This is a genomic window from Acidobacteriota bacterium (genome assembly GCA_009861545.1).
GTDB lineage: Bacteria > Acidobacteriota > Vicinamibacteria > Vicinamibacterales > UBA8438 > WTFV01.
Map to the genome: position 1 here is coordinate 1 of VXME01000074.1, position 12,919 is coordinate 12,919.

5 protein-coding genes and 1 pseudogene are annotated in these 12,919 nt (G+C 67.2%); 1 reads left to right on the top strand and 5 read right to left on the bottom strand.

Annotation, left to right across the window (positions count from 1 at the left end; genetic code table 11):
- Positions 1 to 68 precede the first annotated feature (68 nt).
- The 5 genes from fusA to rpoB form a co-directional block, all read right to left on the bottom strand.
- On the bottom strand, positions 69 to 2,183 hold the full coding sequence (fusA, locus tag F4X11_12165; protein ID MYN65768.1) for an elongation factor G: 2,115 nt from the start codon (positions 2,181 to 2,183) through the stop codon (positions 69 to 71).
- Positions 2,184 to 2,309: 126 nt separating this feature from the next.
- A complete protein-coding gene (gene rpsG / locus F4X11_12170; protein ID MYN65769.1) occupies positions 2,310 to 2,783 on the bottom strand; it encodes a 30S ribosomal protein S7 in 474 nt (157 codons plus the stop codon).
- A gap of 25 nt (positions 2,784 to 2,808) precedes the next feature.
- Positions 2,809 to 3,183: a 30S ribosomal protein S12 gene (locus F4X11_12175; protein MYN65770.1), complete on the bottom strand. Its 375-nt coding sequence runs from the start codon at positions 3,181 to 3,183 to the stop codon at positions 2,809 to 2,811.
- Positions 3,184 to 3,589: 406 nt separating this feature from the next.
- Entirely contained in the window at positions 3,590 to 8,407 is a 4,818-nt protein-coding gene (gene rpoC, locus F4X11_12180) for a DNA-directed RNA polymerase subunit beta' (protein ID MYN65771.1), read from the bottom strand.
- A 13-nt stretch (positions 8,408 to 8,420) separates the two neighbouring features.
- Positions 8,421 to 12,671, bottom strand: a complete 4,251-nt coding sequence (gene rpoB / locus F4X11_12185; GenBank protein ID MYN65772.1) for a DNA-directed RNA polymerase subunit beta — start codon at positions 12,669 to 12,671, stop codon at positions 8,421 to 8,423.
- A gap of 171 nt (positions 12,672 to 12,842) precedes the next feature.
- Between rpoB and F4X11_12190 the strand changes: the two are divergent.
- Positions 12,843 to 12,919, top strand: a pseudogene (locus tag F4X11_12190) (energy transducer TonB).

The following is a 12,919-nucleotide window of genomic DNA, read 5'->3' on the forward strand; positions in this document are numbered from 1 at the left end:
CGATCGTACCGATGTTCACGTGCGGCTTCGACCTGTCGAACTTCTCTTTCGCCATCGATGGAAACCTCTCACTTACCCTGAATGCGCGCCACGATCTGCTCGCTGACGCTCTCCGGCACCGGCTCGTAGCGGTCGAAGTGCATCGAGTACGTCGCACGGCCCTGCGTCCGCGAACGCAGCTCCGTCGCGTATCCGAACATCTCGGCCAGCGGAACGCGCGCGTTGACGATCTGGCTGCCGCCCCGCGCCTCCATCGAGCGGACCTTCCCGCGCCGCGAGTTCAGGTCGCTGATGACGTCGCCCATGTACTCCTCGGGCACCACCACCTCGATCCGCATCACCGGCTCGAGCAGGACCGCCCCGGCCCGCTGCGCCGCGTGGCGGAAGGCCATGACGCCCGCGATCTGGAACGCGCCCTCCGACGAGTCGACCTCGTGGTAGGAGCCGTCGTAGAGCGTCACGGTGACGTCCTCGATCGGGTAGCCGGCCAGCACGCCGGTCGTCATCGCGTCGCGGATGCCCTGCTCCACCGGCCGGATGTATTCGCGCGGCACGGTACCGCCGAAGATCTCGTTGACGAACTCGAAACCGGCGCCCGGCCGGCCCGGCGTCACGCGGATCTTCACGTGTCCGTACTGGCCTCGCCCGCCCGTCTGCTTGACGTAGCGTCCTTCGCCCTCCGACGGACGGGTCAGCGTCTCCTTGTAGGCGACCTGCGGACGCCCGACGCTCGCCTCCACCCCGAACTCCCGCTTCAGGCGGTCGACGAGAATCTCGAGGTGCAGCTCGCCCATCCCGGAGATGACGACCTGGCCGATTTCCTCGTCCGTCCGCACCTGGAAGGTCGGATCCTCCGCGGTGAGCTTCCCCAGGCCCTGCCCCAGCTTCTCCTGGTCGGCCTTCGAGCTCGGCTCGATCGCCAGGCTGATCACCGGGCTCGGGAACTCCATCGACTCGAGCACCACCGCGTGCTGCGGATCGCAGATGGTGTCGCCGGTGCCGACGCTCTTCAGGCCGACCGCGGCGGCGATGTCGCCTGCGCAGACCTGCTTGATCTCCTCGCGCTTGTTGGCGTGCATCTTCAACAGGCGGCCGATCCGCTCCTTGCGGCCGCGCCCCGTGTTGAGCACCGTCGCGCCGGTCTTCATGACCCCCGAGTAGACACGAATGAAGGTCAACTGCCCGACGTACGAATCGGTCATCACCTTGAACGCGAGCGCCGAGAAGGGAGCCGCGTCGTCCGCGGGCCGCGCGACCACGTAGCCGTCGTCGTCCGCGGCCCGTTGGGGATTGATGCCGGAAATCGGCGGCACGTCCTCCGGCGACGGCAGGTAGTCGATGATGGCGTCGAGCAGGGGCTGTATGCCCTTGTTCTTGAAGGCGGACCCGCACAGCACCGGCACGAACGGTCTCTCTTCGCCCTGCAGCGACTCGATCGCCCGCCGGCGAATGGTGGCGCGAACCTCCGCCTCGGGCAGGGGCTCGCCGTGCAGATACCGGTTGAGCAGGTCGTCGTTGACCTCGCTGACCTTCTCCACCAACTGCTCCCGGTACACCATCGCCTGCTCGCGCAACGCCTCGGGAATCTCCTCGATCGTCGGCGGGGCGCCGAGCGACTCGCCGTTGTGGCGAACCGCCTTCATGCGCACGAGATCGACCACGCCCTCGAACCGGCCCTCGGAACCTATCGGGAGCTGCAGGGCCACCGGATTGGCGCCGAGCCGGGTCCGGATGGACTCGAGGGTGCGGACGAAGTCGGCCCCGACGCGATCCATCTTGTTGACGAAGCAGATGCGGGGGACCCGGTACTTGTCCGCCTGCCGCCAGACGGTCTCGGTCTGCGGCTCCACTCCCGCCACCGCGTCGAACACCGCGACCGATCCGTCCAGCACGCGCAGCGAGCGCTCCACCTCGGCCGTGAAATCGACGTGGCCGGGCGTGTCGATGATGTTGATCCGGTGGTCGCGCCAGACGCAGGTCGTCGCCGCCGACGTAATCGTGATGCCGCGCTCCTGCTCCTGCGCCATCCAGTCCATCACGGCGGTGCCGTCATGAACCTCGCCGACCTTGTACGTGATCCCCGTGTAGAAGAGAATGCGCTCGGTCGTGGTCGTCTTGCCGGCATCGATGTGGGCCATGATGCCGATGTTCCGGGTCCGATCGAGAGGAACCGATCTGGCCATCTCGTGCGTCGCCTGCGGCGCGGGCCGCGACTTCGTATTCCTCGGCGTTGCGATAATCGAATCAGCCGTGCTCACGATTGTTCCGTTCCTGCGACTCCACCGCCGCCCGATCCCACCGGCGCACCCCTACCAGCGGTAGTGCGCAAATGCCTTGTTGGCCTCCGCCATGCGGTGCGTATCTTCCCGTTTCTTCACCGAGCCGCCCCGGAGGTTCGACGCGTCGATCAGCTCGTTCGCCAGCTTCTCCCGCATCGTCTTGCCGTCGCCGCGGCTGCGCGCGTACGAGGTCAACCAGCGGATGCTCAACGACAGGCGTCGATTCTGCGTCACCTCGACCGGCACCTGGTAGTTCGATCCGCCGACGCGCCGCGACTTCACTTCCAGGCTCGGCTTCGTGTTGTCGACCGCCCGCTTGAAGATCTTGAGCGGATCGTCGCCGGTCCGTTCCTTGATGATGTCGAGGCTGCCGTAGACGATGCCTTCGGCGACGCTCCGTTTGCCGCTCTTCATGATCATGCGCACGAACTTCGTGAGCAGCGTGCTGTTGTACACGGGGTCCGCCGGCACCTCGCGCTTCGGCACTTCTCGTCTGCGTGGCATCGCGACTGATCTCCCCCGGCCCTGACTACGACTTCGGGCGCTTCGCGCCGTACTTCGATCGACTCTGCTTGCGGCCCGCCACCCCGACGGTGTCGAGCGTCCCCCGCACGACGTGATACCGCACGCCGGGCAGATCCTTCACGCGCCCGCCCCGGATCAGGGCCAGCGAGTGCTCCTGCAGGTTGTGCCCCTCGCCGGGGATGTAGCTCGTCACCTCGATGGCGTTGGTCAACCGGACCCGCGCCACCTTCCGGAGGGCCGAGTTCGGCTTCTTCGGCGTCTGCGTGAAGACGCGAACACAGACGCCCCGTTTCTGCGGGCAGCCCTGCAGGGCCGGGCTCTTCGTCTTGTTGACGACCCGTTCCCGTCCCTTGCGGACGAGCTGGCTAATCGTCGGCACCGGTACTCCCTCGCTTGACGTCACGCCCGCCCAAACCGGATGAGCGTCCGACACCCGACAGTTGCGGCCGAAACCTTGAAGCGACCGTCGCGAAACCGGCGGTCCCTTGGCGCCTCGACCAGTTGACCCTAAATCAGTTTGCTCGCCGTGCAGGCGACCCGCGGCTCTCGCTCACCCGCGAACCGCCGAGCGCTGGAAAGAGGTCCGTGAAAGACTCCGCCTCTTTCGGACGGGCCGGAGCCGGATAGGGTTTCCCGGCACCGACAAAACCCACGGATACTACCACCAAACCGAATGCAGCACAAGGCAGGCCGCTTTCCGCGGGCTTCCCGCCCCCGCGACGGCTCGCGCCCGGACTGCTGGCGCCCCGAAACGCCTCGCTGGCTCGGCGTTTCGGCGCAGACTCCTAGATTCCCTCTCGCACCCGCGTCTCCCGAGCCCCGAGCGGACTCAACGTGTCGACGGCCCCCACCGCGCTCCGGGCCACCCCCCGCTCGTCCGGATCGACGAAGTAGTCCATCTCGTGCTCCGCGTCCAGGTCGTCCGACAACGGCGGCGGCGGCGGCTCGTCCGCCTCGATCCGGACCTGACGGTAGTAGTCGAACCCGGTGCCGGCCGGAATCAGCCGTCCCATGGTCACGTTCTCCTTCAGGCCACGCAGATGGTCCACCTTGCCGGAGATCGACGCCTCGGTCAGAACCCGCGTCGTCTCCTGGAACGACGCCGCGGAGATGAACGAATCGGTCGACAGCGACGCCTTGGTGATCCCGAGCAGGAGCGGCCGGCCGGTGGCCGGCTGCCCGCCCTCGGCGAGCACGCGCTCGTTCTCGGCCGCGAACCGGAACCGGTCGACCTGCTCGTCGACGAGAAGCTCCGTGTCCCCCACGTCCTCGATCTTCACCCAGCGCATCATCTGCCGGACCATCACCTCGATGTGCTTGTCGTTGATGGCCACGCCCTGCAGCCGATAGACCTCCTGGATCTCGTTGACCAGGTAGCTGTGCAGGGCCTTCTCCCCCAGCACGCTCAGGATGTCGTGCGGGTTCGACGGTCCGTCCATGAGCGGGTCGCCGGCCCGTACCCGATCACCCTCCTGGACATTGAGGTGGACGCTGCGCGGCAGGGAGTACTCGCGCTGCTCCGCGCCCGGCTCGTCGGGCACGATGATGATCTTCCGGACGCCCTTGACGATGCCGCCCTGCTTGACCGTGCCGTCGATCTCGCTGATGACCGCCGTCTCCCGCGGCTTGCGCGCCTCGAACAGCTCCACGACGCGCGGCAGACCGCCGGTGATGTCCTTGGTCTTCGTCGTCTCGCGCGGGATCTTCGCCAGCACGTCGGTCGCGTGGACCTGGTCGCCGTCGCTCACCATCAGATGGGCGCGCGCCGGCATGGGATAGCGGCGCCCTTCGATCGCCAGCACCGGCAACTTCTTCTCGCCCGGCGCCCCGCCGACGACCCGGCGCTTCTCGCCCGCCCGGAACGGAATGGCGGCAAGCGCCTCCGCGACGACGCCCGCATCGTCCTCGCCCACGACGCGCTGCTCGATCACCACGGCCGCCGGCGCCGTTTCGTCCGCACCGGCATCGCCGCCCTCGAACCGGACCCGGCCCGCCTGCTCCGCCACGATCGCGGCGCCGTCCGGCGGACCCGCCAGCTCGTCGCCCGCCGACACCTGGGCGCCGTTCGACACCTGGATCGCCGCGCCGGCCGGGATCTCGTAGCGGTGCTCGACGTCCTCGATCTGTACCACGTGCTTGTCGATGTTCTCGAACCGGACCTTGCCCGCCTGGCCCGCCTGGACCGGCTCGCCGTGCGGCCCGGTGGCCAGCTCGTCGCCCGCCGCCACCTCCGCGCCGCTCTTCCTCACGTGCAGCACCGCGCCCATCGGGATCGGGTGCCGGCTGACGATCCGGATCGCGGGCTGCTTCTCCTCCGGCGCGTCGATGATGATGCGCTCGGTCAGGCCGGTCACCTCGTCGAACTTCTCCTCGAAAGTGATGTCCTTCTTGATGTCCTCGAAGTGCACGACGCCGGAATTCTCGGTGAGGATCGACCGCGTGTAGGGATCCCACTCGACCAGCGTCTCGCCGATCTCGGCGGTCTCTCCCGGACGCACCTTCAGGCGGGCGCCGTAGACCAGCTCGTAGTGTTCGCGCAGCCGCCCCTGGGAATCCCGGACGATGAGCTCGCCGGTCCGGTTCATGACGACGCCCTCGCGGGCGTCGGCGCTGCCGGTGGGCACGGCCTTGCCCTGCGCGTCGAACCACACCGCCTGCACGCCCTTCAACTCGACGACGCCCTCGTGCTTGCTCACGTGGGTCGACTGCTCCGAACCGGACGCGGTGCCCCCGATGTGGAAGGTCCGCATGGTGAGCTGCGTGCCGGGCTCGCCGATGGACTGCGCCGCGATCACCCCCACGGCCAATCCCAGCTCCACCAGCTTGCCGGTTCCCAGATCGCGTCCGTAGCAGCGTGCGCACACGCCGCGGCGCGACTCGCAGGTGAGCACCGACCGGATCTTGACCGTCTCGATGCCGGCCTCCTGAATCTCGGACGCGAGCTCTTCGTCGATCTCCGTGTTGGGCTCGGCCAGGATCTTGCCGCTGACCGGATCGCACACCCTCTCGAGCGAGACGCGGCCGATGATGCGGTCGCGCAGCGGCTCGATGATCTCCCCGCTCTCGACGATCGCCTGCGCTTCGATGCCGTCGATGGTGCCGCAGTCGATCTCGGAGATGATGACGTCCTGGGCCACGTCCACCAGACGGCGCGTCAGGTAGCCGGAGTCGGCGGTCTTGAGCGCCGTGTCGGCCAGTCCCTTGCGCGCGCCGTGCGTCGAGATGAAGTACTGCAGCACGGTCAGGCCTTCGCGGAAGTTCGACGTGATCGGCGTCTCGATGATCTCGCCCGACGGCTTCGCCATCAACCCCCGCATCCCGGCGAGCTGCCGCATCTGCTGCTTGCTGCCCCGGGCCCCGGAATCGGCCATGACGAAGACCGGGTTGAACGCCTGTCCGTCCTGATCGAGATTCTCCATGCCGACGAACATCTCGTCGGCGATCTTCTCGGTGACGCCGGACCAGATGTCGATGATCTTGTTCTTCTTCTCGCGGTCGGTGATGGCGCCCTCGTTGTACTGCTTCTCGACCTCGATGACGCTCTCCCGCGCGCTGTCGACGAGCCGCGCCTTCTCCTCCGGGATCACGAGATCGTTGATGCCGATCGACATCCCGGACTTCGTCGCGTAGAGGAAGCCGAGGTCCTTGAGGCGGTCGAGCATCTGCACCGTCAACTCGAGCCCGCGGCGCAGGTAGCTGTACTGCACCAGTTGCTGCAGGCCCTTCTTCTTGAGCAGGCCGTTCACGAACGGGATCTCGTCGGGCAGCGCGTGGTTGAAGACGACGCGGCCGACCGTGGTCTCGATGATCTCTCGATCGAGCTTCTGCACGGCCGTGTGCAGGACGTCCTGATCGTCGCGCCCGGCGGCCAGGTCCATGTACGGACCGCTCAGCCGGAAGCGGATCGGCGTCAGCGTCTCGACGTCGCCCGACTCGAGCGCCAGCAGCACGTCCTCCTCGTTCCGGAACACCGGCAGCGCGTCGGCCTTCCGCATCGGCCGCGGCTTCCCGTCCTCGCCCTCCTCGATGCCGAAGATCCGGCCCACGCCCTTCGCATGCGGATTCGCCTTGGTCAGGTAGTAGCAGCCGAGCACGATGTCCTGCGAGGGCACGGCGATCGGCGTCCCGCTCGACGGCGACATGATGTTGTTGGACGACAGCATGAGCACCGACGCCTCGATCTGCGCCTCCGGCGACAGCGGCACGTGCACGGCCATCTGGTCGCCGTCGAAGTCCGCGTTGAACGCGGTGCAGACCAGCGGGTGGATCCGAATCGCCTTGCCCTCCACGAGAACCGGCTCGAAGGCCTGAATCCCGAGGCGGTGCAGCGTCGGAGCGCGGTTCAGCAGCACCGGGTGCTCGCGGATCACCTCCTCGAGGATGTCCCAGACCTCCGGCTCGTGCTGCTCGACCATCTCGCGCGCCTGCTTGATGGTCGCGACCATCTCGCGCTGCTCGAGCTTGTTGTAGATGAACGGCTTGAACAGCTCGAGCGCCATCTTCTTGGGCAGCCCGCACTGGTGCAGCTTCAGCTCCGGCCCGACCACGATGACCGAGCGCCCCGAGTAGTCGACCCGCTTGCCGAGCAGGTTCTGGCGGAAGCGCCCCTGCTTGCCCTTCAGGGTGTCGGACAGCGACTTCAGCGGGCGGTTGTTGGCGCCCCGCAGCACGCGCCCGCGGCGGCCGTTGTCGAACAGGGCGTCCACCGCCTCCTGCAGCATCCGCTTCTCGTTGCGGATGATGACGTCGGGCGCCTTCAGCTCGATCAGCTTCTTCAGCCGGTTGTTCCGGTTGATGACCCGGCGATAGAGGTCGTTCAGGTCGGAAGTGGCGAAGCGCCCGCCGTCGAGCGGCACGAGCGGCCGCAACTCGGGGGGAATGACGGGAATGACGTCGAGAATCATCCACTCCGGACGATTCGTCGAGCGCCGGAACGAATCGACCACCTTCAGGCGCTTGGCGTACTTCAGCTTCTTCTGGACCGAGGTCTCGTCGCGCATCTTCTGCCGCAGCTCGACCGCCAGATCCTCGATCTCCACCGTGCGCAGAAGCTCCTTGATCGCCTCGGCGCCCATCTGCGCGTGGAACGCGCCGTGCTCCTCGAGCGCCTTGCGGTACTCCTCCTCCGTCAGAAGCTGGTTCTCCTTCAGGCCGCTGTCGGCGGGATCGATGACGACGTACGCCTCGAAGTACAGCACGCGCTCGAGGTCGCGCAGCGAGATGTCGAGCAGGTGGCCGATGCGGCTCGGCAGGCCCTTGAAGAACCAGACGTGGCTGACCGGCGTGGCCAGCGTGATGTGGCCGAGGCGCTCGCGGCGCACCTTGGCCTGCGTCACCTCCACGCCGCACTTGTCGCAGATGACGCCCCGGTGCTTCATCCGCTTGTACTTGCCGCACAGGCATTCCCAGTCGGTGACGGGCCCGAAGATCTTCGCGCAGAACAGCCCGTCGCGCTCCGGCTTGAACGTGCGGTAGTTGATCGTCTCCGGCTTGGTCACCTCGCCGTGCGACCACGACAGGATCTTCTCCGGGGACGCGAGGGTGATCCGGATGGCGTCGAAATCGACGGTCAGGGAACTGCGGTCTGCAAAGCTGGGTCGCATGGAGTTCCTTCCCTCACGCCTCGCCGTCGGCGCCTTCGAGCATGGCCGAAGCGACGTCGACGGCGGACTCCTCTCCGGCATCGCCGTCGCCGGACTCCGCATCGACCGCCGCGGCCTCGACCAGCGGCGTCCGGGTCTTGATCAGATCGACGTCGAGGCACAGCGCCTGCAACTCGCGGATCAGGACGTTGAACGACTCCGGCAGGCCCGGGGCGAACGATGCGTCGCCCTTGACGATCGCCTCGTAGATCTTGGCGCGGCCCGTCACGTCGTCCGACTTCGCCGTCAGCAACTCCTGCAGAATGTGCGCGGCCCCGTAGGCCTCGAGCGCCCACACCTCCATCTCGCCGAACCGCTGTCCGCCGAACTGCGCCTTGCCGCCCAGCGGCTGCTGCGTGATCAGCGAGTACGGCCCGATCGAGCGGGCGTGGATCTTGTCGTCGACCAGGTGCGACAGCTTCAGCATGTAGATGTAGCCGACGGTCACCTTCTGCTCGAACGGCTCGCCGCTCATCCCGTCGTACAGGGTCGTCTTGCCGCCGGTCGGCAGCCCCGCCTTGTCGAGCCACTGCTTGATCTCGGGCTCGCGTGCGCCGTCGAAGACGGGCGAAGCGAAGTACAGCCCCAACTGGTGGGCCGCCCAGCCCAGGTGCGTCTCCAGAATCTGGCCGACGTTCATGCGCGACGGCACGCCGAGGGGATTGAGAACGATCTCCACCGGCGTCCCGTCCGGCAGGCGCGGCATGTCCTCTTCCGGCAGGATGCGCGCGATGACGCCCTTGTTGCCGTGGCGGCCGGCCATCTTGTCGCCCACCGACAGCTTGCGCTTCATCGCGACGTACACCTTGACCAGCTTGATGACGCCCGGCGGGAGCTCGTCGCCGCGGCGAATCTTCTCCTTCTTCTCCTCGAAGAGCTGCCGGATCACCTCGACCTGCCGCTCGGTGCGCATTTCGAGCGCCTGCAGCTCGTCCTCCAGCGCGGCGTCCTCGGTCTCGATCCGCACCCGCGCCAGCTCCGTGAAGGGCAGCTCGCGGATGATCTTCTCGGTGAGCACCGTTCCCTGCTCGAGGCGCCGCTCGGTCCCGAACTCGTCGTAGAGGTCGGCGGCCAGCTTCTGCCCCTTGACCCGGGTGAGCAGCCGCTTCTTGACCTCGTCGTGCAGGATGCGGATCTCGTCCTGCAGGTTCTTCTCCATCATCTCCAGCTCTTCGGCCTCGATCGCCTTGGCGCGGTCGTCCTTCTCGATCCCCTTGCGCGAGAAGATCCGGACGCCGACCACGATGCCTTCGATGCCGGGCGGGCAGAGCAGCGACGCGTCGCGCACGTCGCCCGCCTTCTCGCCGAAGATGGCGCGCAGCAGCTTCTCCTCCGGCGTGAGCTGGGTCTCGCCCTTGGGCGTGACCTTGCCGACCAGGATGTCCGACGGCTTGACGTAGGCGCCGATGCGGATGATGCCGCTCTCGTCGAGATCCTTGAGGAAGCCCTCGGAGACGTTCGGGATGTCGCGGGTGATCTCCTCGGGTCCGAGCTTGGTGTCGCGCGACTCGATCTCGAACTCCTCGATGTGTATCGAAGTGTAGTAGTCGTCCTTCACCAGACGCTCGGAGACGAGAATGGCGTCCTCGAAGTTGTAGCCGCGCCAGGGCATGAAGGCGACGAGCACGTTGCGCCCCAGCGCCAGCTCGCCGCGCTCGGTGCACGGCCCGTCGGCGAGCACCTGCCCCTTGTCCACCCGCTGCTCCACCCGCACGATCGGCTTCTGGTTGATGCAGGTGTTCTGGTTGGATCGCCGGAACTTCGTCAGGTTGTAGATGTCGGCGCCCATCTCGCTCGACGCGCCGGCGCCGGACTGCTCGCCTTCGACGCGCACCACGATCCGCTGCGAGTCCACGAAGTCGACCACGCCAGTGCGGCGCGCCGTCACGACGGCGCCCGAGTCGCGCGCCGTGATGTACTCCATGCCCGTGCCGACGAACGGCGCGCGGGCGCGCAGCAGCGGGACGGCCTGCCGCTGCATGTTCGAGCCCATCAGCGCGCGGTTCGCGTCGTCGTTCTCGAGGAACGGAATCAGCGACGCGGCCACCGAGACCAGTTGCTTCGGCGAGACGTCGATGAACTCGACCTTCTCGCGCTCCGCGAGCACGAAGTTCCCGGCCTCGCGCGAGTTGATCCGCTCGTCGACGAGATCGCCCTCGTCGTTGAGCTTGGCGTTCGCCTGGGCGATGACGTACTTGTCCTCCTCCCACGCCGACAGGTAGAAGGAGTGCGGCTCGTACTCCGCGGGGCGCTTCTTGCGGCGCTTCGCCGCCGCGTTCTCGGCCTCGGCTTCGGCCGCCTCGACGACGTCGCCCACCTTGAACTTCGTGCCGCCCGCGTTGGCGATCTTCACGTAGTCGACGGCGCGGCCCGTCTTGACGGTGCGGTACGGCGACTCGATGAAGCCGAACTCGTTGATGCGCGCGTAGCACGACAGCGACGAAATCAGCCCGATGTTCGGGCCCTCCGGCGTCTCGATGGGGCAGATCCGGCCGTAGTGGGTGGGGTGCACGTCGCGCACCTCGAAGCCCGCCCGCTCGCGCGACAGCCCGCCCGGGCCGAGCGCCGACAGGCGCCGCTTGTGGGTGATCTCCGACAGCGGGTTGGTCTGGTCCATGAACTGCGACAACTGCGACGAACCGAAGAACTCGCGGATCGCGGCCATCACCGGCTTGGCGTTGATCAGGTCGTGCGGCATGGCCGTGGCCATCTCCTGATAGACGGACATCTTCTCCTTGATGGCCCGCTCCATCCGCACCAGACCGATTCGGAACTGGTTCTCGAGCAGCTCGCCGACCGACCGCACGCGCCGGTTGCCGAGGTGGTCGATGTCGTCCACGTTCGACGGATTCCGCCGCAGGGTCAGCAGATACCGGATGACCTCGTAGAAGTCCTGCGGCTGCAGGACGCGCTCGTCCAGCGAGGTGTCGAGACCGAGCTTCGTGTTCAGCTTCAGCCGCCCCACCCGCGAGAAGTCGTACTTCTGCGGGTTGAAGAACAGGCTCTCGAACAGCGAGCGCGAGCTGTCGAGGGTGGGCGGATCGCCGGGCCGCAGCCGCCGGTAGATCTCGATCAGCGCCTCCTCGTGCGTCTTGATCGGATCCTTCTTCAACGTCGCCGACAGCACCGGGCCGACCTCGTCCTGCTCGGGGAAGAAAACCTCGATGGCGCCGACTTCCTTCTCCTGCGCCATCGCCACGAGGCGCGGCGTGAGCTCCTCGTTCGCTTCGAGGATCACCTCGCCCGTCTCCGGATCGACGACGTCGGCCACCGCGAAGGCGCCGGTGAGCTCCTCGGGCGCCAGCTCGACCGAGGCGATGCCGGCCCGCTTGAGCGCCTCGATGCCGGTGCGCGTCAGCTTGCGCTGCTTCCTGACCAGCACGTCGCCGCCGGCCCCCTCGACGTCGGCTGCCGCGCGCCGGCCGACCAGGGTGTCGCTGACCGCCCAGGCAAGAGCCGACCCGGTGGCGACGATGCGCTCCACCGTGTAGAAGGCCCGGATGATGTCATCCGGATCGTGCAGCCCGAGCGCCCGCAGGAAGACGGTGGCCAGGAACTTGCGTTTCCGGTCGATGCGGACGTACAGCAGGTTCTTGGCGTCGTACTCGAACTCCACCCACGATCCGCGGTACGGAATGATCTGCGCGACGAAGGCGGCCTTGTCCTCCGAGTGGAAGAACGCGCCCGGCGACCGGTGCAACTGCGAGACGATGACGCGCTCGGTGCCGTTGATGAAGAACGTCCCGTTGTCGGTCATCAACGGAATCTCGCCGAAGTAGACCTCCTGCTCCTTGATGTCCCGGATCGACTTCACCCCGGTGTCCGGATCCTTGTTCCACACGCCGAGCTGAATCGTCACCTTGAGGGGCACCGAATAGGTCATGCCCCGTTCCTGGCATTCCTGGACGTCGTACTTCAGTTGCAACCCGACGGTCTCGCCGCACACGTCGCACACGGTGCCGCGCACGTTGTCCGCCGCGCCGCACGACGGGCAGATGACCTCGCGCTCGCCGTAGGGGTCGGCCTCTAGCACGGCGCCGCACTGCGAGCACGGCTGCCGCAGATGCTGCAGGCCGCTCAGGCGCTTGCACTTGCACTCCCAGTCGCCGATCGAGTAGTCGATGAACTCCAGCGAGGAGTTCTCCCGAAAGTCGCTGATCGGAAAGACGGACTTGAACACCGACTGCAGACCGGCGTCCTCACGCTCGGCCGGCATCCGGTTCATCTGCAGGAAGCGCTCGTACGACTTCTTCTGGATCTCGATGAGGTTCGGGATCGGAACCGCCGCGCGGATCTTGGAGAAATCGATGCGCTCGCGATATACGTTCTTCGGCAGGATGTGCTGCACGGTTGAAGCCCTCTCCGTCGATCAAGGAAACGCGTCGGACGCGGTCGCGTACCCCCCCCCAAACAACCCGCCCCCCCCCCCCCCCCCCCCCCCCCCCCCCCCCCCCCGCGCCCCCCGCCCCCCCC